This window comes from Tenacibaculum sp. M1.3A (assembly GCF_057732375.1).
This window is the reverse complement of sequence record NZ_JBYJEF010000003.1, coordinates 1-22,232: the sequence shown is the minus strand read 5'-3', so window position 1 is coordinate 22,232 and position 22,232 is coordinate 1. Positions and strand designations below refer to the sequence as shown.

Sequence of the window (22,232 nt, the reverse complement as noted above, 5' to 3'; positions counted from 1 at the left end):
TTTTAACTATGAAAAAGAAAATTTTAACTATTGTTCTTATTATTTCATTTTTAAAAGTCGGGGCGCAAACCTCGACTTTTATTTCTGTAGATAGTTTGGTACATATTGGGCGTTATCAAAAAGCATTAGTGCAACTTAAAAAATTACCAGAAAGTTATCAATCAACTAAAAGAATGGCAACTATTTATAGTTCGATAGATAACTATAAAGAAGCATCTAAATATTACGAAAAAGCACTGTTGCTAAACAACGAGTATTCGGTTAAAGTAGCTTTAGGAAAAAGCTATCAGAAAGAAAAAAAGTTACAAAAAGCGATTACAGTTTTTGAAGAAATTAGAACAGCCGATCCTGATAATTTATTAATAAATTATCAATTAGGAAAACTGTATTTACAAACAAAAAAACCTACGAAAGCAAAGTATATTCTTGAGAAGCTACTAAAAAAGGATGAGAGCAATGCAAATTATCATTACCAAATGGCAATTGTATATGCGTTATTAAAAAAGAGAGATTTAAAAATTAATAGTTTTTTAGCAACTTATAAAAACGACAACGAACATATAAAAGCAATTCATCAATTAGCGGTTGCTTACACGCTTTTAAGAGATAAAGATTCGGCAAGTATTTTTATAGATAAAGGCTTAAAAGTAAACTCGAAACATATTGCTTTAAATAAATTAAAAATTAATAAATTATATACAAGCAAAAAGTATGAGGATGCAATTGACTTGTTAGAGAAAATTGATTCATTAGAACCGAACGAACATTATACCAAAAAGATGTTAGGGCGCAGTTTTTTAAAGCTGAAAGATTACGAAAAAGCAAGAGATAATTTTAAGGAAGCATTAAAAATTGATAGAGCCGATTTTAAATCATACACATATTTAGGAGATATTGATTTTGCTGAAAAAGACTATAAAAGTGCTCGTTTTAATTATTGGTTTGCAACATATGTAGGTAAAGAAGCGCGTGATACAGAATATTATCAATTAGCAAGAGCTTATAAAGAATTAGGCAAGCCAAAAGAAGAAATGAATGCTTACCGAGATGCGTACGAAGAAAATTTTAAGAATTACAGAGCATTATTTCAGTTAGCAAATACTTCAGAAAGTTTTTATAAGGATAAGAAAATAGCGTATAAGTATTATAAAAATTATATGAAGAAGTTCGTAACTAAAGATTCTTTACTAACGAGTCAGGTAAAAGTGCGACTTAAAGAAATAAAAAAGTTTTATTTCTTAAAAGGAGAACTGCTAGAGTAAATCATTTTTTGTACTTTCATTTCAAAATCAGGGAGATGCGGTTTTTTTATGCGATTTTTTTTATAGTGATTTTCACGAGTTTAAGTTGTGATTTTTTATCAGAAGATGATGAAAATCACAACTTAAATACTGTTATTGATTATTTGACGGTAGATGTTTCTCCGACTTTTAAAAACTGTAAAAATTTATCAATTAAAAAAAATAGCGTTTGTTTTGGTGAAGAGATACATAAAAGAATGCAAGCTTCTTTAATAACGTGTAACTTTGTAACCGAACAAGCTATTAATGAAACTGTTTTAATTGATTTGTTAATTGACAACAAAGGAAGCTTTAGACTTAAAAAAATTACAGCATCGATAGCTATTAAAAATCAGCTACCTAAATTAGATAGCGTTTTAAGAAGCGCTATTAAGAAATTACCCAGAATTACTCCTGCTTTTAAAAGAGGTATTCCGGTGACTACACAATATCAATTACCTTTAAAAGTTGAGGTTTATTAAACTTATAAGTTTAACAATTCTTCAACAAAATCACGTTTATTAGATAAACGAGGTACTTTATGTTGGCCGCCAAGTTTTCCTTTTTCTCGTAGCCAATCGTAAAATAAATTTTCACGAGCTTCATGTATAATCGGCATTGCCAATGTTAAATTGTTGTAGCGTTTAGCCTCGTAATCTGAATTGATAGTTTTTAAAGAGTTATCTAGTAATTCGGTAAAATATTTAAGGTTTTTAGGTGCTTTACTAAATTCAATAATCCATTCATGACCGCCACTTTTTTTACCATCCATAAAAATAGGACCAACTGTGTAATCTTTAATATTTGCATCAGTTTTTTCACTTGCAGCTTTTAATGCTTTTTCAGCATTTTCGATAATTAGTTCTTCGCCAAAAACATTAATGTGATGTTTGGTACGCCCAGTAATTTTAATGCGATACGGATCTGTTGATGTAAACTTAATTGTGTCGCCAATTAAATAACGCCATAAACCACCATTTGTAGTAATTACAATGGCATAATTTACGCCTTTTTTAACTTCGGAAAGTGAAATTGCAGTTGAGTTTTCTCCGTCATAAGTGTTCATCGGAATAAACTCATAAAAAATACCATAATCTAACATTAGTAGCATTTCATCAGAATTATTTCTGTCTTGAATTCCAAAAAAACCTTCTGAAGCGTTATAGGTTTCATAGTATTTGAAATCTTTTTTCGGAATGAGTTTTTTATATTGTTCACGGTATGGACTAAAGTTTACGCCACCATGAAAATACACTTCTAAGTTAGGCCAAACTTCTAAAATATTGTCTTTTCCTGTTTTTTCTAAAACACGATTTAATAAAACCAACATCCAGCTAGGAACACCAACTAAACTCGTAATGTTTTCATCGATAGTTTCATCAATAATAGCTTCCATTTTAGTTTCCCATTCAGCCATTAAAGAAACTTCCTGACTAGGAGCAGAGCTAAAATCGGCCCAAAAAGGTAGATTTTCGGTTATAATTGCAGATAAATCGCCGAAATAAGAATTGTTGTCTTCGTAAATAGCCGTACTGCCGCCTAGTTTTAATCCTTTACCTTTAAACATCTGTGTGTCTTCATTATTATTAATATATAAACACAACATGTCTTTTCCGGCTTTTAAATGACAGCCTTCTAGTGCTTCATCACTAACAGGTATAAATTTACTTTTAGCATTGGTAGTTCCGCTACTTTTTGCAAACCAATGAATGGGTGTAGGCCAAAATAAATTTTGTTCACCTTTTCTGCAACGCTCAATAAGAGACTCTATACTTTCGTATTTTTGAATAGGAACTCTGGATGAGAAATCAGAATAATTATGTATTGATTTAAAAAAATGTTGTTTTCCGAATTCGGTATTCTTGGCAGTATTTAGTAATTTTTGTAGCAGTTCGTTTTGTACATCAATAGGATATTTTAAAAACAGTTCTACTTGATGTTTACGCTTTTTTAAAAACCAAGAAATGATAGAATTTATAAATGGAAACGACATAGATTAGCTCTTAATTTAATTTTTTTACTGTAAGTTTGTGAAGCTAAAAGTAATAAAATTTAAGACATGCAATACCAAGGAGTTTTAAAAAAAATGACAACTGAAAATTTAGACACAGTTCAGTATTATTTAGATATGAAATCTGATTTTATAAATATGAATCAGTTGCTACATAAAAGCATCACATTAAGTTTTGTTAACTATGAGTGTTTAAACTGTCATTTAGAAAAAGAGGTATACCGCCAAGGATTTTGTAAAAGTTGCTTTTTTGAAACACCAAATGCTGGAGATTGGATTATGCGACCTGAATTAAGTAAAGCGCATTTAGGAATTGAAGATCGCGATTTAGAGTATGAGAAAAAAGTGCAATTAAAACCGCATATTGTCTATTTAGCAAACTCTAGTAATGTAAAAGTAGGTGTTACTAGAAAACAGCAGGTGCCAACACGTTGGATAGATCAAGGTGCACATGAAGCAATTGAAATTGTTGAGGTTCCTAATCGTTATTTAGCGGGAATAACAGAAGTTGCTTTAAAAGAGCATGTAGCCGATAAAACCAATTGGCGAAAAATGCTTAAGAATGATGTTGTAGATGAAAGTTTAGTTTCTTGGCAAGAAAAACTATTAGAATTTATACCTGCAGAGGCGCAAGAGTATATTATAGAAAATAATAAAGAGACTATTATTAATTTCCCTGTTGCTAAATATCCATTAAAACCTAAAAGTTTAAATATTGTAAAATCACAAACTTACACAGGTGTTTTAGTAGGTGTTAAAGGGCAGTATTTAATTTTTGAAGATGAAACTGTTTTTAACGTTAGAGCTAACGAAGGTTTGGTTGTAAAATTAGAGTTGATTTAGTAAGTAATTACTGTTATGATGAGCTTCGTAATCGGTTTCAGAATGACGTTAGATTATAATTTGAAACAGCTATAATAAAAAAAAGCAGCCCGTAGGCTGCTTTTTTTATTGTTTTACAATGGTATAATTTTTATTCATTTTTAATTCACTCAGCACATTAAGTGCTTCGTTTAAATAAATATCTTTTTTTAAGTTCTTATGCCATACAACACGTTTTTCTTTTAAAACAGTATCTTTTGTAAATAAGTTTAGCTCGTATTTTGGTGAGTTAAAAGTTAAGTTAGAATCAAATTTATAAAGGTCTTTAAACTGTTTAGCTTCTTTTAATTTATCCTCACTTTCTTTTTTATAACTGCTATATTTTAAAGAATAGATTCTTTCTTCTTGATTTTTCTTTAACCATTTAGCATACTCATTAATTTTCTTGAATTTCTCATCACTAAGTACACGTTGTTGACTTTTATAAACAACATCACCAAAGTTACTGTAAGAGTTTGTTGTACTGTATTTAGCTTGTTCTACCTTATCCCAAGGTAAAGCACCATCTAAATCACGTTCACCAAACTTCATGTAACTATATCTTGTAGGTAATGATATATCTGAATACACACCTTCAATTTGAGTAGATCCACCGTTTATTCTATAAAATTTTTGAATAGTCATTTTCAACGCACCTAAATCACTCGGGTATTTTTCATAAAAACGGTTAATAGGCAACACGTTTTGTACGGTTCCTTTACCATAAGTTTGTTTACCACCTATAATTACACCACGCTTATAATCTTGCATTGCAGCAGCAAAAATTTCAGAAGCCGAAGCAGAAAATTCATTCACCATTACAACTAAAGGTCCGTTCCATTGAATTTTAGCATCTGTATCATTTTTCACTAAAGGAGCTTCATCTCTATACTTTACTTGTACAATTGGTCCTTTTTCAATAAATAATCCACCTATTTCAATAGCAGTTTTTAAAGAGCCACCACCATTATCACGTAAATCAACAATTAATCCTTTTACGTTTTCGCTTTTTAATCGCTCAATTTCTTTCTCCATGTCTTTTGCGGCATCTCTGCGGCTTAAGTCATTAAAATCAATGTAAAATCTTGGTAAATCTATAACTCCATATTTTTCACCATTTTTTTCAACAATACTCGATTTTACAAAAGTCTCATCCAATTCAACAACATCTCTAATAATAGGGATTACTTTAGTTGAACCATCAATTTTTTTCTTAACTGTTAAGCGAACCTCTGTACCTTTTTTACCTTTGATAAATTTAATTGCATCATCTAAACGCATACCAACAATATCTAAAGGTTCTGCATCTCCTTGTGCCACCTTTAAAATAATATCTTCAGGTTCTAAATCGCCTTGTTTCCAAGCTGGTCCTCCAGAAATTAGTTCAATAATATGTGTATACATTCCTTTTTTCTGTAAACGCGCTCCAATACCTTCTAATTTACCTGACATTTCTTGATCGAAACGAGATTTAGTACGAGGAGACATATATGTTGTATGCGGATCGAAACCACTAACGACACTATTTAAGAAAGTAGAATACCAATCTGAGTTTTCTAGTTCATCAATACGTTGGTATAATTCATTCATGTTCTTTAAAACATCTTTTCTTGCTTCTTTTTCAAGTTCTATAAATGTTTTCTTTTTAAAAGTTGTGTCTTTTTTAGCTTTACCATTTTGTAAGTCTTCAGCATCTTCAATTCTGCTTAAAATAGAAAGTTTTAACTGTTTTCTCCAATAATCAACTAATTCACTTTCATTTTTAGCAAATGGTATTTTGTCGTAATCAACATCAATAGCTTCATTTTTTTTATAATTAAAAGGTTGCGCTAATAATGCACGGTAATTATCCTTTGCGGTAGCTAGTTTTGCTAAAAATCGATTGTATACTAATTTATAAAAATCAATTTTAGTATCTTTTAATTGATTGTCTATTTGATATTTAAACTGAGAAAATTCTTTTAAATCTTCTTGCGTAAAATATCTTTTATTAGGATCTAAACCATCAATAAATGTATTGTAAACATGTTCAGAGAAATCATCATTTAGTTCTTTTTGAACATAATGATACCTGCTTAAAATATTTTTTAAAACATATACAATTACTCTGTCTTTATCAGGATCTGGATCGGAAGCCGTATTCGAATAAGTTGCGTTTGAAAATAATAGGGTAATTGCTAAAAAAGGAATGATAAATTTCGTCTTCATATATCTTCTGTCTTTTAATTATGTACTAGGTATTACTAAACTACTAAAATAATGCCAATTTTTAATTGCAGCATTTTTTAGGGTGTTTTTTTTAAATAATTTAATGGATTTGATTGATCTTTTTTAAAACTTAAATTATTAATAGAAAATGGTATTATTATAATTAATAGCTGTTTTTTAACTGATAACTATCGAAAAAAATATAGATATTATAAAAATAGTTAAATAAACAATAAATCGTACCATGTTGTTTGTGTTTGATTACTACAATTTTACGCATAAAATAAAGGATTCTGTCTTTAAAAAATGTTAAAATAATAGTGCTTTTTTTATGTTACATTTGTTGTAAAACTAACACACTATGCAAGAAAGACCCTTAATCTTGGTAACAAATGACGACGGAATTACCGCACCAGGTATTCGTATGTTGATAGAAATAATGAATAAAATTGGCGACGTAGTTGTTGTTGCCCCCGATAGACCACAAAGCGGAATGGGACATGCAATTACGGTAGACAATGTTTTACATTGCAATCCTATTACAATTGATGATGGTCCGCAGATAGAATACAGTTGTTCTGGTACACCAGCTGATTGTGTAAAAATGGCAAAAAATGTGATTCTAAATCGCACGCCAGATTTATGTGTTTCAGGAATTAATCATGGCGCAAATTCATCAATTAATGTTCTTTATTCTGGTACGATGAGTGCAGCGGTAGAAGCGGGTATTGAAGGAATTCCGGCAATAGGTTTTTCGTTATTAGATTTTGATTGGCATGCAGATTTTAGAGCAGCAAAAAAATATATAGAAAAAATAGTATTGAATGTTTTATTAAACGGCTTGCCAGATGGCGTGGTGTTAAATGTAAATATTCCGAAGTTAAAAGAAGACGATATTAAAGGAGTACGTGTTTGTCGCCAAGCAAATGGTTTTTGGAAAGAAAATTTCGATAAACGCAAGAGTCCGTATGGTAAAGAATATTATTGGTTGTCTGGAGAATTTGTAAACAGAGATAAAGGGCAAGATACAGATATTTGGGCGTTAGAAAACGGATTTATTTCAATGGTTCCTGTACATTTTGATATGACGGCACATCATGCAATTCAAAAATTAAACTCATGGGACATATAAGTAAAGAAGTTGTAATAGGCGTTTTAACATCTATAGTAGCAACTTTGTGTGGTCTTTTTATTTATTTAGAATTTATATCGGACGATACAATGGCAGAAACATTTAAAAAAGTTATAGAAGGTGGTGTTTTTGGACCCGTTTTGGCATTGGCTGCAATTCCTAATTTATTTGTTTTTTGGGTGTTTTTAAAAAAGAATCAAGATTATAGAGCAAGAGGAGTTTTAATGACAACAATCGTTGTTGCTTTAATAACCCTTGTTTTAAAATTTATATAACAATTACTACTCATGAAATATTACATTCTTGTAGGTGAAGCTTCGGGTGATTTACACGGTGCTAACTTGATGAAAGCTTTATTAAAAGAAGATCCATCCGCAGAAATTCGTTTTTGGGGAGGTGATTTAATGCAAGGAGTAGGAGGTAAGCTTGTAAAGCACTATAAAGAAAGGGCTTTTATGGGGTTTTTAGAAGTGTTAATGAATTTGCGAAAGATAGTGGGAATGCTGTCTTTCTGTAAAAAAGACATTGCTAATTTTAAGCCAGATGTGTTAATTTTAATTGATAATTCAGGTTTTAATCTTCGGATAGCAAAATGGGCAAAACAACAGGGTTTTAAAACCAATTATTACATTTCTCCACAAGTTTGGGCAAGTAGATCAGGAAGGGTAAAAGATATAAAGCGTGATGTTGATGCTATGTTTGTAATTCTTCCGTTTGAAAAAGAATTTTATCAAAAATATAATTATAATGTGCATTTTGTAGGGCATCCGTTAATTGATGGGATTGCAGGAAGAAAGCAAGTAAACATAAAAGATTTTAGAGAGCAACATAATTTAGGAAACAAAGAGATTATTGTTTTGTTGCCTGGTAGTAGAAGGCAAGAAATAACAAAAATGTTATCTGTAATGCTTTCTTTGGTAAGTGATTTTTCTAATTACCAATTTGTAGTTGCCGGAGCTCCGAGTCAGCCTTATGAGTTTTATAAAGAGTTTATAGGAGATGCTAACGTTAAGTTTGTTAATAATAAAACATACGACTTATTAAGTATTTCGCATGCAGCTTTAGTAGGATCAGGAACGGCAACTTTAGAAACAGCATTGTTTAAAGTACCGCAAGTAGTTTGTTATAAGGGGAGCAATATTTCATATCAAATAGCAAAACGTATTATTACTTTAAAGTATATTTCGTTGGTGAATTTAATTATGAATAAGGAGGTGGTGACTGAATTAATTCAGAATGATTTTACCAAAAAGAATCTTGCAAAGGAGTTAAAGCATATTTTAGAACCTAAACACCGAGAAGAATTGTTCTTGTCATATTTCGATTTAGAACAAAAATTAGGAGGTAAAGGAGCTTCTGAAAAAACAGCAAAATTAATTGTAAGCGGGTTGCAATAATGTATGTCTTCTCGAGCGCAGTCGAGAGATATAAAAATAGGTAGAATTAAATCTCGACTGCGCTCGATTTGATAATAATATGATAAAAAAATCAATCTATATAATACTACTTTCTTTTTTAATGGTTTCATGTGGATCATCAAAAAATATAAGTACTTATAAAAAGCCTAAAATAGTAAAGAATAAAACCGCTAGTTCACTAAAAAATCCAACAATTGCAGATAAAGTGGTTTGGACAGCAGTAACTTATAAAGGGGTTCCTTATAGGTATGGAGGAATGACCAGAAGAGGTATGGATTGTTCTGGTTTAATTTATACATCATTTAAACAACGTAATGTTACCGTACCAAGAACATCTGGAGAGTTGTACAGTAAAAGCCGTGATATTTCTTTGCGTAAAGTAAAACGAGGAGATTTATTATTCTTTAAAACTTCTAGAAAAAGAGGTAAAGTTAATCACGTGGGTTTGGTAACATCTATAGATAACGGCAATATTAAGTTTATACACTCAACAACTTCTCGCGGAGTTCTTGTTACTTCGCTGTATAGTGATTACTGGAAAAAAGCATTTATAAAGGCTAAAAGAATTTTATAAGAAATGAAAAAAAACCTACTATTATTTATTATGATTATGGTGTTTATTATTTTTAGATTTTCGATTCAAGGAAACGATAAAACAGCAAACACTAAAATTAATAAATTATTAGAAATAGCCAATTCGTATGCGGGTGTTTCTTATAAAGCAGGTGGAACAACCAAAAACGGAATGGACTGTTCGGGGCTTGTGCATACATCGTTTAAACAAGTTGGGGTTAAATTACCACGTTCATCAAAAGCCATGAGTGTAAAAGGGAAAGAGATTGCTTTAATTGATGTTAGAGTAGGTGATTTACTTTTTTTTGATATTGCACGTTTAAAAGGTAAAATAAACCATGTTGGCTTGATAACTTCAATAAAGAATGATGAAATATTTTTTATGCATTCTACCACATCAAAAGGCGTAATCACTTCTTCCATGAATGAAAGGTATTGGAAAAATGAGTTTGTAAAAGCGAGGCGAGTATTATAGATTGTTTTAGAAAGGTTATAAAGAACAATTATTATATTGATTGATAACTTCTATAATGTCTTTTTTCGAAAGTTCTCTATTTTTTAATTTTTTAACTAATGAAGGACAGTCATTAAAGTATTTAATAGCTCTTTTTCTAAATGACCTAGAAGGCCTAGCCGTAATTAATGGAGTGGCAATACTCTCATTATCTCTTTGGATATAAAATTCATTTATGCTATGAGAAGATGTCATTCCAGGGTTAGATGAAGTCGTGCCAACAGTTCTAGCATAAAGAGTTGCATTTCCTGAAGAAATTAAACAAAAGATTTCTCTCTTTTTTTTTGAAACAGCAATATACTTGTAGTAAGCTACTTCAGAGTCAGAATAGTTAAATTTTATTAACTCTACTTGATGTTCTTCAAATTTAGTTTTTTTACCTGTTATTTTGTTCTTTAGCTTAACTTTTGATTTACCATTAAAATTAACAAAGTTCTTAGAAATTATGGGGATTTTTATCAGTCCAGAAATTGTTTTTCCGTTTTTTAGATTTATTTCACCATCTGTCCAGTCATACTGAGAAAAGCAAAAGGATGAACTAATGCAAAAAAAAAGTAATAATAATTTATTCCTTGTCATTTGTTGTTAATTTTTCTTAATTTATTGTATGCTAGATTTAGGATCTAGCATACAATAAAACTATTATTTTAATTTAATACATCCCATAATTTATCTTTCAATTCTTGTAAACCTAATTGGGCTACAGATGATATAAATAAGGCATCGATACCTTCAGGTAAGTCTTGTTTTATTTCTTCTTTTAGTTCGTCGTCTAACATATCAGACTTAGAAATGGCTAATAAACGATCTTTATCTAACAATTCAGGATTGTGTTTGCGTAATTCGTTTAACAGAATTTCGTATTCCTTTTTAATATCATCACTATCCGCAGGAATTAAAAATAATAGGGCTGAGTTACGTTCTATATGACGTAAAAAATAATGTCCTAATCCTTTCCCTTCAGCAGCTCCTTCAATAATACCAGGAATATCTGCCATTACAAAACTCTTGTGATTACGATGCTCTACAATACCTAAGTTAGGCTTTAAAGTAGTAAAAGCATAATCAGCAATTTTTGGCTTTGCAGCTGTTAATACAGATAGTAAAGTAGATTTACCTGCATTAGGAAAACCAACTAAACCAACATCCGCTAATAATTTAAGTTCTATACGAAACCATCCATCTACACCATCAATACCAGGTTGTGCATAACGCGGAGCTTGGTTTGTTGACGATTTAAAGTGCCAGTTACCAAGACCACCTTTACCACCTTGTAGTAAGGTAATATCTTGATCGTGGTGCGTAACTTCGTGCAAAATTTCGTCAGTATCAGCATCACGAATAATAGTTCCTAATGGTACAGGAACAATAATGTCTTTTGCATCATGTCCAGTACTACGACTCGCACTACCATCACCACCCGGTTCTGCTCTAAAATGACGTTTAAATTTTAAGTGAAAAAGTGTCCACATACTTTTATCACCACGTAAAATAATGTGACCTCCACGACCACCGTCACCTCCATCAGGTCCACCTTTAGTAATAAATTTCTCACGATGTAAGTGTACTGATCCTCGACCTCCTTTACCAGAAGATGCGTAGATTTTTATATAGTCAACAAAATTTCCTTCAGTCATTGTTTCTAAGTTGTTTTCTGTTTTTATTTAAACAGAACTAAGTTAATTGACGCCATTACGAGAAATGCTAATTTCGAAATAAACTGTTTAGAGATTCCTACATTTCATTCGGAATGACGTTTGTCTTATAATGTATCAAATACGTCTGATAAACGTTGGGTAATCTCTTCTATAGATCCTACACCGTTTACTCCGTAATAATTACCTTGTTCTTGGTAATAGTCTTTTAAAATAGCTGTTTTTGTATTGTATTCGTTAAAACGATTTCTAATTTTACTTTCATCAGTATCATCAGTTCTACCGCTTGTTTTTCCTCTTTCTAATAAGCGATCAACTAATAAGTCTTCAGAAACCTCTAACGCAACCATTCCGTTAATTCGTTCGTTCTTTTCACCTAAAAAAGTATCTAAAGCCTCTGCTTGTGATTCTGTTCTAGGAAAACCATCAAAAATAAATCCGTTTGCATCTGCATTTCTTTCTACTTCTGCTTTTAACATATTAATGGTTACTTCATCCGGAACTAAATTTCCGTCATCCATATACGTTTTAGCAAGTAAGCCTAGTTCCGTTTTATTTTTGATATTGAAACGGAAAACATCACCAGTAGAAATATGAACTAAGTTATACTTTTCTTTTAATAAATCGGCTTGTGTTCCTTTTCCGGCACCTGGAGGGCCAAATAATACGATGTTTTTCATTTTAGGTTGTGTTGTTAATTGGTAAATAGCAGGCAAATTTCTACCGTAACCTTTGTAATCTAAACCGTAACCTACAATAAATTTATCTTCAATACTCTTTCCGATATAATTTATAGGTAGCTCTTTTCGGTATACATCTGGCTTGTAAAAAAGTGTTACTATTTTTAATTCTTTTATGTTTTTTGTTTTGAAGATTTCGTAAATCTCCTGTAACGTTGTGCCAGTATCAATAATATCTTCTAATATAATAACCGTACGGTTAGTTACATCTTCATTAATACCGATTAATTTTTTTACATCATCTGTTGATGTTGTTCCTTCATACGAAGCTAATTTTACAAAACTAATTTCACAATCGCCTTTGTATGCACGTAAAAAATCGGCAGTAAAAACAAAGCATCCGTTTAAAATACCAATAAATAAAGGAACTTCATTTTTTGGTAAATCTGCTCTTACTTGTTGTGCTAAGTTTTTAGCAATCGTTGAGATTTCATTTGAAGAAATGAATTCTTTAAAATATAAATCGTGGAGTTTTGTAATTTTCATCAGACTGCAAAGATAGTTGCTTGATTGTAAATGAAAAAACCGTTTTGAATATTATTCAAAACGGTTTTTGTAATCTATATAAGAATGTTACTCTTTGTCTTCTTTTTTAGAGGCATCAAACATAATTGGCGTTGCTACGAATAATGATGAATACGTACCTACAACTACACCTACGATTAATGCGAACATAAATCCTTTAATAGAATCTCCTCCGAAGAAAAAGATAGCTAACATTACTAATAATGTAGTTAAAGAGGTATTTATGGTTCTTCCTAAAGTGCTACTTAATGCTTTGTCTACTAAACCAGCAGTAAATGTTTTGCTTTCTCCTGCATATTCTCTAATTCTATCGAAAATTACCACGGTATCATTTAATGAGTATCCAACAACTGTTAAGATAGCTGCGATAAATGATTGTCCGATTTCCATATCAAAAGGCATGAACTTGTAACAGATAGAAAATACTCCTAATACCACTAATACATCGTGGAATACTGCTGCTACTGCACCAATAGAGTAAGACATTTTTCTAAAACGTAATAAGATGTATAAGAATACTACAAGTAACGAACCGATTACCGCCCATAATGCAGATTTTTTAATATCATCAGCAATGGTTGGCTCTACTTTCATGTAGCTCATAATTCCGCTACCAGCTTTTTCAAATCCAGGTTTAAAGCCTTCGTAAGAAGTAGTACCTAAATAAGATTTTAACCCGGTGAATAAAGCATTCTGAACTTGTTCATCAACCTCAGTACCTTCTTCATCAATTTTAAAAGCTGTAGTTATTTTTAACTGATTATCAGAACCGTACGTTTTAACTTCAGGAGCAGCTTCAAAAGTACCTTGTAAAGAAGCAGCAACTTCAGTAGCGTTCATTGGCTGATCGAAACGAACAACATAAGAACGACCTCCTTTAAAATCTACTCCTTGCTTTAATCCTAAAGTAAAGATAGAAACTAAACCAGCAAGAATAAAGAATCCAGAAATGATGTAAGCTAACTTACGTTTCTTTAAGAATTCGATATTGATATTGTTAAACCAGTTTTTAGAAATATTTGTATTAAAAGTTAAGTTCGCTTTTTTATTTACTGATCCGTCTATAAATAAACGAGTAATAAAAATGGCAGTAAATAATGAAGTTGCAATACCTAACATTAAAGTATAAGCAAAACCTTTAATTGGTCCTGTACCAAATATAAATAAGATAAGACCTGTTAAGAAGGTTGTAATGTTTGCATCGATAATTGCAGATAAAGCTCCTTTAAAACTAAATCCTTCACTAACTGCTGTATCTAAACTTTTACCACCTCTTAAGGCTTCTTTAATTCTTTCGAAAATAATTACGTTTGCATCTACCGACATACCTATGGTTAAGATAATACCAGCAATACCAGGTAATGTTAATACCGCATTAAATGAAACTAACCATCCGAAGATAAATAAGATGTTTACTAATAATGCAATGTTTGCATAAATACCCGCTTTACCGTAGTATAAAAACATCCATATTAATATTAATAAGATTGCTAATCCGAATGACCAGATACTTGCATCAATAGATTCTTGACCTAATGAAGGTCCTACAACTTCCATTTGAATAATTCTTGCAGGAGCAGGTAATTTACCAGCTTTTAATACTGTAGAAATATCTTGAGCTTCTTCAACTGTCATCGTTCCTCCAGAAATCTGAGTACTTCCTCCAGTAATTGCCCCAGGAACAGATGGTGCAGTATATACATAATCATCTAATACAACAGCTACAAAACGGCCAGTATTATCACCAGTTAATTTAGCCCATTTTTTAGATCCTACACCATTCATAGTCATAGAAACAACAGGTTTGCTTAATTCATCATAATCTTGTTTTGCGTCAGCTATTACATCACCATCAATAGCTGGTTTGTCGTTTCTGTTAGATTTTATGGCATATAAACCAATAATTTCAGCAGCTCCATCAGCACTAGGTTGTGCTTTATAATCCCATAAAAATTTAACATACTTTAAATTAGTAGGTAATAAAGCTCTTACGCTTTTATCAGCAAGTAAACTGTTTACTTTAGATGTATCTTGTACTCTAGCTTGTGCAACTAAAGAGCTCATTTGTTGTTGGTTTTGAGCTACGTTAGGAAACAAGTACGTAAATAAGTTTTTTTGATTTTCAACCTTAGTTGAATCAGCAGATGCACCTAATAAATCATCGATACTATCTGCTTTCGTAGAGTCTTTAACTTTTTCGGTAGTTGAATCATTTTTTAACAATTCAGCAACCTTTGCATTTGCAGCAAAGAAAAAGTTTTGAACTTCAGCATTGGTATATACTTCCCAAAACTGTAATTCAGCAGTACTTGTAATTAATTTAGTAACACGTTCTATATCTCTAGCACCTGCTAATTCAATTTGAATTCTACCAGAGTTACCAATACGTTGAATATTTGGTTGTGTTACACCAAATTTATCAATACGGCTACGTAATACTTCGAAAGACGTATTGATAGAGGTATTAATTTCTTGTTGAAGAACTTCTTTTACTTCAGCATTCGTTTTATTAAAGTCGATTTTTTCACGTAAAGACTTTGTTCCGAATATTGCAGGATCACTTAATTTAACGGTTCCGTTACTTAATGTTTCGAATTCGCTAAAAAATAAATCTAAGTAATTATCCTGACTTGCTTTTTGAGCTTCGTTAGCTTTCTCTAAAGCTTCTCTAAAAACGGTGTTATTAGAGTTATTTGCTAAAGCAACTAAAATATCTTTTACAGATACTTGTAAAATAGCATTTATACCACCTTTTAAGTCTAAACCAAGGTTCATTTCACGCTCTTTAATGTCGTTATATGAGTACTCAGCAACACCTAAATTTACTACTTTATCATTAGCAACACTATCAAGATATTTCCTCTCAAATCTAGCTAACTCTCTACCGTTGTTATCTTTAACGTTTTCCTTTGCATATACCTTTGCGCTATCTTCTACTTTATTAGCAAAAAATGTAAACGACAGTTGGTACAAGCTTACTAATCCGAAAAGGACAGCAAATAATTTAATAAGACCTTTGTTCTGCATCTATAATAGTTTAATTCGAGTTCTTTTTTAAAACGTGCAAATATAGTATTTCAAAAAAGATTTGCCAATTCTTTTATCATATTTATCTGAATCTACTAAGTTTAGTTATATAAAGCTAATAAATGTCAGTTTTTGTAGGGATTATATTATGTACATTTACTTTCTTGTTTTATAATAATCAATAACTAAAAATAATATAAGTAGCTATGGCAAATTTAAGCGATATACAAATTGCACAAGCAAAAGATTTACAGCATATTAAGCACATAGCTAATAAGCTAAAGGTACAAGAAGATGATTTAGAAATGTATGGTAAATACAAAGCTAAATTGCCTTTGCATTTAATTGATGAAGATAAAATAAAGGAAAATAATTTAGTTTTAGTAACTGCATTAACACCAACACCTGCAGGAGAGGGGAAAACGACAGTTTCTATCGGGTTAACAGAAGGATTAAATAAGATAGGCAAACAAACTACTGTGGTTTTAAGAGAGCCTTCGTTAGGACCAGTATTCGGAATTAAAGGTGGAGCTGCTGGAGGTGGTTATTCGCAAGTAGTGCCAATGGAAGATATCAATTTGCATTTTACGGGTGATTTTAATGCCATTGAGAAAGCAAATAATTTATTAGCAGCTTTGATAGATAATAATTTGCAAAGCCAAACGAACAATCTAAATATAGACCCGCGCACTATTTTGTGGAAACGTGTTATCGACATGAACGATCGTGCGCTGCGTCAAATAACGATTGGTTTAGGAGGTACTGGAAACGGTATTCCTCGTGAAGATGGTTTTAACATAACGCCAGCATCCGAAGTAATGGCAATACTTTGTATGGCGATGAATTTTGATGATTTAAAAAAGCGATTAGGAAATATATTTATAGGATTTACTTTTGATAAAAAGCCTGTTTTTGCCGCTGATTTAAAGGCTCAAGATGCAATGGCTATTTTACTTAAAGATGCCATTAAACCAAACTTAGTACAAACGCTAGAAGAAAATCCTGCAATTATTCATGGAGGTCCTTTTGCAAACATAGCACAAGGAACTAATACGATTATTGCGACTAAAATGGGCTTGTCATTATCTAATTATGTAGTTACAGAAGCAGGTTTCGGAGCAGATTTAGGAGCAGAGAAGTTTTTAAATATTAAATCTGCATACGCAGGATTAAATCCGAAGTGTGTAGTGTTGGTTGCAACTATTAGAGCATTGCGCCATCATGGTGGAGCGGAGAAAGAAGAATATAATACGCCAAACTTAGAAAGGGTTAAAGACGGATTTAAAAATTTAGAAAAGCATATCGAGAATATTCGTAAATTTAATATCGAACCAGTGGTTGCAATCAACTCATTTATTTCTGATTCTGATGAAGAAGTAAGTTTTGTAATTGATGCTTGCAAAAAACTAGGTGTTGAAGCTGTAGTTTCTGAAGGCTGGGCAAAAGGAGGAGAAGGAACTAAAAACTTAGCAAAAGCTGTGGTTAATGTTGTAGAAAACAAAGCAGCACAATTTAAACCTTTATATGATTGGAAAAGTCCTGTAAAAGATAAAATTGAAATAATAGCAAAAGAAATTTATGGTGCCGATGCTGTTACTTATGATAAAAAAGCAGAATTAAATTTAAGAAGAATTGATAGATTAGGGTTTAATGATTTTGCAGTTTGCATGGCAAAAACACAAAAATCTTTTTCTGATGATGATAAGTTGATAGGAAGACCAGAGGGTTTTACTATTAATGTTCGTGAAATAGAGATTGCAGCAGGTGCACAATTTGTAATTCCTATTTTAGGTAAAATGATGCGCATGCCTGGTTTACCGGCAACACCAGCTTCCGAGAATATGAGTATCGATAGTAATGGAGTAATTTCAGGGTTGTCATAAACAAGCCTCAATTAAAAACAACAAACCACGAGTTATTTAATTTGGGGTTTGTTGTTTTATATCAGACTGAAAATTAATTCACACCACGTTGTTTGTTAATTTCATCTTGTAACTGACGTCTTAACTTCTGTTCTTTATCAATAGAGCTTCTTTTGTACTGTTCAAATTCATGCTCAACATCAACCAATAAATCTTTTGTTTCTTTAGTAATAGAGTAGCTTCCGTTAAACTTAAAAATAAAAAAAGCCAACCCAATTAGTAAACCACCAATAATACTCCAAAGAATAGTATTATAGGTTGCTTTGTTTAAAGGAATTCCTAAAAAAGAAATAGCATCTTCTTTTTCAAGAGATACAGATAAATTATCCTTTAATGTTGTGATTTCTTCTTTTAAAGAATTATAGTTTTTTAATTGCTCGTTTATTTTAAGCTGTTTTGTAAATAGGTCTTTCTTAATAGCAGAAACACTATCAAGTATATTTTTTTCAAAACTCACAAATTGAGTTCTTTTAATCATTTTGTACTCTTGCCAGTTATTAGATAGTCTGTAAATTTTTGTAAACTGATTTTCTATAGTATTAGGCAAAGAATCTACTTGACTTTTAGATAAACGACTTTGTGCCGTAATGTTTTGTGTTATGATAATTAAAAATAGAATTCTTAAAGTTTTCATAGATGAGAATTTTATGTAAATATTGAATATTATAGGTTTAAAAAAACCCAAACGTTTAAGTTTGGGTTTTTAGTATAAGCAAGTATATGAAACTTATTTTACTTTTTCTACAATGGCCTTAAAAGCTTCTGGGTTGTTCATAGCTAAATCGGCTAAAACCTTACGGTTTAATTCGATGTTGTTAGCTTTAACTTTCCCCATAAACTGAGAATAAGACATTCCAAACTGACGAGCTCCAGCGTTAATACGTTGAATCCATAATGAACGGAAGTTTCTCTTATTGTTTTTACGGTCACGATAAGCATATGTCATCGCTTTTTCTACCGCATTTTTTGCTACTGTGTAAACGTTTTTACGTCTTCCAAAGTAACCTTTTGCTGCCTTCAAGATTTTTTTTCTTCTTTTTCTTGAGGCTACTGAATTTACTGATCTTGGCATAATTCAAATGGTTTTTTGTAGTAGGCGACCGAATATCGACACTTAATTGAGCCTAACTCCATGGTTAATAATTAAATTCCCTGGCTAACAAATTAGGTTAAGATATTATCTTAAAACTAATTGTTGCTTAATGTTTGCTACATCAGACTTGTGTACTAATGTTGCATGAGTTAAAGCAAGCTTACGTTTTTTAGACTTCTTTGTTAAGATATGGCTTTTGAACGCGTGCTTTCTTTTGATCTTTCCAGAACCAGTTAACTTGAAACGTTTCTTGGCACTAGACTTTGTTTTAATTTTAGGCATCTTTGTTTTTTAGTTTATCTTGCTTATATATTATGAACGATTTTTAGTTTACTTACTCTTTTTAGGAGCAAGAAACATAATCATACGTTTTCCTTCTAACTTAGGCATTTGCTCTACCTTACCGTAATCTTCTAATTCTTGAGCTAATTTCAATAATAAAATTTGCCCTTGTTCTTTAAAAACAATCGAACGTCCTTTGAAGAAAACAAATGCTTTCAACTTTGCACCGTCTTGTAAAAACTTAATTGCATGTTTCTTTTTAAACTCATAATCATGCTCATCAGTTTGAGGTCCGAAACGAATCTCTTTTACAATAACTTTAGTTGCTTTTGATTTTAAAGCTTTATCACGTTTTTTCTGTTCGTATAAAAACTTTTTATAATCAATAACTTTACAAACAGGAGGTACGGCTTTAGGTGAAATTTCAACTAAATCTAACTCTTGCTCACGTGCTATTTCTTTGGCTTTTTCCAAAGCATAAACACCTACTTCGATGTTTTCGCCAACAAGACGAACTTCCTCAACATATTTAATTTTATCATTAATTCTATGTTGATCTTCTTTGATTACTCTGAGCGGTCTACGTCCGCCTCTTCTTCTAATTGCTATGACCTATATATTTAAATTATTATTTATTTTTTAGTTTCCAAAAGGAACCAATACTTCACTAACTTCTTTTTGTATTAGAGATATAAACTCTTCTATTGTAAATGTTCCTATATCTCCTTCTCCGTGTTTTCTTACAGATACCGTGCCATCTTGTTCTTCCTTTTCACCAACAATTACCATAAACGGAATTTTGCTTACTTCAGCGTCACGAATCTTTCTTCCAGTTTTCTCACTTCGGTTATCTACCAGGGCGCGAATTTCGGAATTTTCTAACAAAGTTAAAACTTTTTTAGTATATTTTTGATATTTCTCACTGATTGGCAGTATAATAACCTGCTCTGGAGTTAACCAAAGAGGGAAATTACCCCCTGTATGCTCTAATAACACAGCAATAAATCGTTCCATCGAGCCAAAAGGTGCGCGGTGAATCATCACCGGACGATGTAATTCGTTGTCACTTCCTTTGTAATTTAAGTCAAAACGTTCTGGTAAATTATAATCAACCTGAATAGTTCCAAGTTGCCAACTTCTACCTAAAGCATCTTTTACCATAAAGTCTAATTTCGGTCCGTAAAAGGCTGCCTCACCTTCTTCAATAACAAAATCTAAACCTTTGTCTGTTGCTGCATTTATAATTGCCTGTTCAGCAAGTTCCCAAGTTTTAACATCTCCTATGTATTTATCAGGGTTCGCCATGTCTCTAATAGAAACCTGCGCGGTAAAATCTTCAAAACCTAAAGATTTGAATACATATAGTACTAAATCAATAACGTCTTTAAATTCTTGATCTAATTGCTCTGGTGTACAAAAAATATGAGCATCATCTTGTGTAAAACCTCTTACACGAGTTAATCCATGTAATTCTCCACTTTGTTCGTACCTATATACAGTTCCGAATTCAGCAAAACGTTTTGGTAAATCTTTATAAGAGTGTGGTTTAAAGTTGTAAACCTCACAGTGATGTGGGCAGTTCATAGGCTTTAACAAAAACTCTTCATCCATTTTGGGAGTTTTTATTGGCTGAAAACTGTCAGCTCCATATTTTTCATAATGTCCAGAAGTAACATATAGTTCCTTTTGTCCGATATGCGGAGTCATTACCATTTCGTAACCAGCTTTCTTTTGAGCCTTCTTTAAAAACTCTTCTAAGCGATTTCGTAAAGCAGCTCCTTTAGGTAGCCACAAAGGTAAACCAGCTCCTACTTTCTGAGAGAATGTAAATAACTCTAATTCTTTACCTAGTTTTCTATGATCACGTTTTTTAGCCTCTTCCAATAACTCTAAATACTCCGTAAGCATTTTTTGTTTCGGAAAAGAGATCCCATATATACGTGTTAATTGTTTATTCTTTTCGTCGCCTCTCCAATAAGCACCAGCAACACTCATCACTTTAATGGCTTTTAGTATTCCAGTGTTAGGAACATGTCCACCTCTACATAAATCAGTAAAGTCACTATGGTCACAAAAAGTAATGTCACCGTCAGTTAAATTTTCAATTAATTCAACTTTGTATTCATTTCCTTCCTCTTTATAGTAGGCTAGGGCATCTGCTTTAGAAATAGAACGTAATTTAAACTCATGCTTTCCTCTAGCAAATTCTAAAAACTTCTTTTCAATAGCAGAGAAATCCTTATCAGAAATAGTTCCCTCTCCTAAATCAACGTCATAATAAAAACCATTATCAATTGCTGGTCCTATTGTTAATTTAGCATTTGGGTGAAACTCTAAAATAGCCTGAGCTAACACGTGCGCAGAAGAATGCCAAAAAGCTTTCTTACCACCTTCGTCATTAAAGGTATATAGTATTAAAGAACCATCTGTCGTAAGCGGAGTAGTGGTTTCAATAGTTATACCATTAAAATTCGCAGAAATAACATTTCTAGCAAACCCTTCACTTATACTTTTAGCAACATCCATTGATGTGCTGTTTTTCTCAAATTCTTTGACGCTTCCGTCAGGTAATGTAATTTTAATCATTATATATTAGGTTATGTTTAATTCCCTTACAAGTGAGAATTTTCAAAAGACAAAGATATTGCAAAAGCATTTTTAATACAATATATATGAGTGCTATTTTTATGGCGTGTCAATTTCTTTAAAATTGTCGGGCTTTCACTACTCGCTTTTTTACCAAAAAAGGTAAAAAGAGCTCAAACAAGTCGTTCAATCCCTCACGCGAAGTACAATTTAATAATAAAACAATAAAAGACAAGATTAAAACAGGTGTTAAGTAACTAGAAAACAGCGCTAAAAATAATACTTAAAAAAAAGGTAGATAAAGGTAGTTGTTATGTAATAAAAGCAGTCTATATTTGCACCCGCTAAGGGAAAAACGAGTGTTATAAAGCACGAGTGAGATACTCTAAAAGTTCTTGAAAATAC

General features: G+C 31.6%; 20 protein-coding genes. 9 read left to right on the top strand and 11 right to left on the bottom strand.

Annotated features, from left to right (window positions below):
• Positions 1 to 8: 8 nt before the first annotated feature.
• Both AC28QF_RS05410 and AC28QF_RS05405 read left to right on the top strand, forming a co-directional pair.
• A complete protein-coding gene (locus AC28QF_RS05410; RefSeq protein ID WP_488201216.1) occupies positions 9 to 1,262 on the top strand; it encodes a tetratricopeptide repeat protein in 1,254 nt (417 codons plus the stop codon).
• Positions 1,263 to 1,297: 35 nt separating this feature from the next.
• A complete protein-coding gene (locus AC28QF_RS05405) occupies positions 1,298 to 1,762 on the top strand; it encodes a hypothetical protein (protein ID WP_488201217.1) in 465 nt (154 codons plus the stop codon).
• A 2-nt stretch (positions 1,763 to 1,764) separates the two neighbouring features.
• On the opposite strand, the gene AC28QF_RS05400 is transcribed toward AC28QF_RS05405, so the two are convergent.
• Positions 1,765 to 3,273 carry a GH3 auxin-responsive promoter family protein gene (locus AC28QF_RS05400; RefSeq protein ID WP_488201218.1) on the bottom strand — a complete coding sequence of 503 codons (1,509 nt, stop codon included), beginning with the start codon at positions 3,271 to 3,273 and terminating at the stop codon, positions 1,765 to 1,767.
• A gap of 66 nt (positions 3,274 to 3,339) precedes the next feature.
• On the opposite strand from AC28QF_RS05400, the gene AC28QF_RS05395 reads away from it, so the two are divergent.
• Positions 3,340 to 4,134 (top strand): DUF2797 domain-containing protein, encoded by a 795-nt coding sequence (locus AC28QF_RS05395; protein ID WP_488201219.1) that lies wholly within the window; start codon positions 3,340 to 3,342, stop codon positions 4,132 to 4,134.
• 105 nt (positions 4,135 to 4,239) lie between these two features.
• Here AC28QF_RS05395 and AC28QF_RS05390 read toward each other — a convergent pair whose 3' ends face one another.
• Positions 4,240 to 6,360 (bottom strand): carboxy terminal-processing peptidase, encoded by a 2,121-nt coding sequence (locus tag AC28QF_RS05390; RefSeq protein ID WP_488201220.1) that lies wholly within the window; start codon positions 6,358 to 6,360, stop codon positions 4,240 to 4,242.
• A 361-nt stretch (positions 6,361 to 6,721) separates the two neighbouring features.
• Between AC28QF_RS05390 and surE the strand changes: the two genes are divergently transcribed.
• The 5 genes from surE to AC28QF_RS05365 all read left to right on the top strand — a co-directional run bounded on the left by surE (position 6,722) and on the right by AC28QF_RS05365 (position 9,958).
• On the top strand, positions 6,722 to 7,492 hold the full coding sequence (gene surE / locus AC28QF_RS05385) for a 5'/3'-nucleotidase SurE (RefSeq protein WP_488201221.1): 771 nt from the start codon (positions 6,722 to 6,724) through the stop codon (positions 7,490 to 7,492).
• On the top strand, positions 7,480 to 7,767 hold the full coding sequence (locus AC28QF_RS05380; RefSeq protein WP_488201222.1) for a hypothetical protein: 288 nt from the start codon (positions 7,480 to 7,482) through the stop codon (positions 7,765 to 7,767). The genes surE and AC28QF_RS05380 overlap by 13 nt, the downstream gene beginning before the upstream one ends.
• 12 nt (positions 7,768 to 7,779) lie before the next feature.
• A complete protein-coding gene (gene lpxB, locus AC28QF_RS05375) occupies positions 7,780 to 8,889 on the top strand; it encodes a lipid-A-disaccharide synthase (RefSeq protein WP_488201223.1) in 1,110 nt (369 codons plus the stop codon).
• Positions 8,890 to 8,968: 79 nt separating this feature from the next.
• A complete protein-coding gene (locus AC28QF_RS05370; RefSeq protein ID WP_488201224.1) occupies positions 8,969 to 9,484 on the top strand; it encodes a C40 family peptidase in 516 nt (171 codons plus the stop codon).
• Between the two features lie 3 nt (positions 9,485 to 9,487).
• Complete coding sequence (locus tag AC28QF_RS05365) at positions 9,488 to 9,958, top strand: C40 family peptidase (RefSeq protein WP_488201225.1); 471 nt, start codon at positions 9,488 to 9,490, stop codon at positions 9,956 to 9,958.
• A gap of 15 nt (positions 9,959 to 9,973) precedes the next feature.
• On the opposite strand, the gene AC28QF_RS05360 is transcribed toward AC28QF_RS05365, so the two are convergent.
• From AC28QF_RS05360 to secDF, 4 genes are all read right to left on the bottom strand, one after another.
• Positions 9,974 to 10,576 carry a hypothetical protein gene (locus tag AC28QF_RS05360; RefSeq protein WP_488201226.1) on the bottom strand — a complete coding sequence of 201 codons (603 nt, stop codon included), beginning with the start codon at positions 10,574 to 10,576 and terminating at the stop codon, positions 9,974 to 9,976.
• A gap of 68 nt (positions 10,577 to 10,644) precedes the next feature.
• The gene (obgE, locus tag AC28QF_RS05355; RefSeq protein WP_488201227.1) at positions 10,645 to 11,634 is read right to left on the bottom strand and encodes a GTPase ObgE; all 990 of its coding nucleotides are present in this window, start codon (positions 11,632 to 11,634) and stop codon (positions 10,645 to 10,647) included.
• Between the two features lie 125 nt (positions 11,635 to 11,759).
• Positions 11,760 to 12,878, bottom strand: coding sequence for an adenylate kinase (locus AC28QF_RS05350; protein WP_488201228.1), 1,119 nt, complete (start codon positions 12,876 to 12,878; stop codon positions 11,760 to 11,762).
• Between the two features lie 87 nt (positions 12,879 to 12,965).
• Positions 12,966 to 15,944 carry a protein translocase subunit SecDF gene (secDF, locus tag AC28QF_RS05345; RefSeq protein WP_488201229.1) on the bottom strand — a complete coding sequence of 993 codons (2,979 nt, stop codon included), beginning with the start codon at positions 15,942 to 15,944 and terminating at the stop codon, positions 12,966 to 12,968.
• Between the two features lie 206 nt (positions 15,945 to 16,150).
• Between secDF and AC28QF_RS05340 the strand changes: the two genes are divergently transcribed.
• Positions 16,151 to 17,827 carry a formate--tetrahydrofolate ligase gene (locus AC28QF_RS05340; protein ID WP_488201230.1) on the top strand — a complete coding sequence of 559 codons (1,677 nt, stop codon included), beginning with the start codon at positions 16,151 to 16,153 and terminating at the stop codon, positions 17,825 to 17,827.
• Between the two features lie 73 nt (positions 17,828 to 17,900).
• Here AC28QF_RS05340 and AC28QF_RS05335 read toward each other — a convergent pair whose 3' ends face one another.
• The 5 genes from AC28QF_RS05335 to thrS form a co-directional block, all read right to left on the bottom strand.
• Positions 17,901 to 18,500, bottom strand: a complete 600-nt coding sequence (locus AC28QF_RS05335) for a hypothetical protein (protein ID WP_488201231.1) — start codon at positions 18,498 to 18,500, stop codon at positions 17,901 to 17,903.
• 93 nt (positions 18,501 to 18,593) lie between these two features.
• Complete coding sequence (gene rplT, locus AC28QF_RS05330; protein ID WP_483704800.1) at positions 18,594 to 18,938, bottom strand: 50S ribosomal protein L20; 345 nt, start codon at positions 18,936 to 18,938, stop codon at positions 18,594 to 18,596.
• A gap of 105 nt (positions 18,939 to 19,043) precedes the next feature.
• The gene (gene rpmI, locus AC28QF_RS05325; RefSeq protein ID WP_315944450.1) at positions 19,044 to 19,241 is read right to left on the bottom strand and encodes a 50S ribosomal protein L35; all 198 of its coding nucleotides are present in this window, start codon (positions 19,239 to 19,241) and stop codon (positions 19,044 to 19,046) included.
• A gap of 48 nt (positions 19,242 to 19,289) precedes the next feature.
• Positions 19,290 to 19,808 carry a translation initiation factor IF-3 gene (gene infC / locus AC28QF_RS05320; protein WP_315945378.1) on the bottom strand — a complete coding sequence of 173 codons (519 nt, stop codon included), beginning with the start codon at positions 19,806 to 19,808 and terminating at the stop codon, positions 19,290 to 19,292.
• A 72-nt stretch (positions 19,809 to 19,880) separates the two neighbouring features.
• Entirely contained in the window at positions 19,881 to 21,827 is a 1,947-nt protein-coding gene (thrS, locus tag AC28QF_RS05315) for a threonine--tRNA ligase (RefSeq protein ID WP_488201232.1), read from the bottom strand.
• Positions 21,828 to 22,232 lie beyond the last annotated feature (405 nt).

Excerpts from the sequence above, each read along its gene's own strand:
- AC28QF_RS05410 (WP_488201216.1), top strand. The coding sequence starts at position 9 with ATGAAAAAGAAAATTTTAACTATTGTTCTTATTATTTCATTTTTAAAA.
- AC28QF_RS05405 (WP_488201217.1), top strand. The coding sequence starts at position 1,298 with ATGCGGTTTTTTTATGCGATTTTTTTTATAGTGATTTTCACGAGTTTA.
- AC28QF_RS05400 (WP_488201218.1), bottom strand. The coding sequence starts at position 3,273 with ATGTCGTTTCCATTTATAAATTCTATCATTTCTTGGTTTTTAAAAAAG.
- AC28QF_RS05395 (WP_488201219.1), top strand. The coding sequence starts at position 3,340 with ATGCAATACCAAGGAGTTTTAAAAAAAATGACAACTGAAAATTTAGAC.
- AC28QF_RS05390 (WP_488201220.1), bottom strand. The coding sequence starts at position 6,360 with ATGAAGACGAAATTTATCATTCCTTTTTTAGCAATTACCCTATTATTT.
- surE (WP_488201221.1), top strand. The coding sequence starts at position 6,722 with ATGCAAGAAAGACCCTTAATCTTGGTAACAAATGACGACGGAATTACC.
- AC28QF_RS05380 (WP_488201222.1), top strand. The coding sequence starts at position 7,480 with ATGGGACATATAAGTAAAGAAGTTGTAATAGGCGTTTTAACATCTATA.
- lpxB (WP_488201223.1), top strand. The coding sequence starts at position 7,780 with ATGAAATATTACATTCTTGTAGGTGAAGCTTCGGGTGATTTACACGGT.
- AC28QF_RS05370 (WP_488201224.1), top strand. The coding sequence starts at position 8,969 with ATGATAAAAAAATCAATCTATATAATACTACTTTCTTTTTTAATGGTT.
- AC28QF_RS05365 (WP_488201225.1), top strand. The coding sequence starts at position 9,488 with ATGAAAAAAAACCTACTATTATTTATTATGATTATGGTGTTTATTATT.
- AC28QF_RS05360 (WP_488201226.1), bottom strand. The coding sequence starts at position 10,576 with ATGACAAGGAATAAATTATTATTACTTTTTTTTTGCATTAGTTCATCC.
- obgE (WP_488201227.1), bottom strand. The coding sequence starts at position 11,634 with ATGACTGAAGGAAATTTTGTTGACTATATAAAAATCTACGCATCTTCT.
- AC28QF_RS05350 (WP_488201228.1), bottom strand. The coding sequence starts at position 12,878 with ATGAAAATTACAAAACTCCACGATTTATATTTTAAAGAATTCATTTCT.
- secDF (WP_488201229.1), bottom strand. The coding sequence starts at position 15,944 with ATGCAGAACAAAGGTCTTATTAAATTATTTGCTGTCCTTTTCGGATTA.
- AC28QF_RS05340 (WP_488201230.1), top strand. The coding sequence starts at position 16,151 with ATGGCAAATTTAAGCGATATACAAATTGCACAAGCAAAAGATTTACAG.
- AC28QF_RS05335 (WP_488201231.1), bottom strand. The coding sequence starts at position 18,500 with ATGAAAACTTTAAGAATTCTATTTTTAATTATCATAACACAAAACATT.
- rplT (WP_483704800.1), bottom strand. The coding sequence starts at position 18,938 with ATGCCAAGATCAGTAAATTCAGTAGCCTCAAGAAAAAGAAGAAAAAAA.
- rpmI (WP_315944450.1), bottom strand. The coding sequence starts at position 19,241 with ATGCCTAAAATTAAAACAAAGTCTAGTGCCAAGAAACGTTTCAAGTTA.
- thrS (WP_488201232.1), bottom strand. The coding sequence starts at position 21,827 with ATGATTAAAATTACATTACCTGACGGAAGCGTCAAAGAATTTGAGAAA.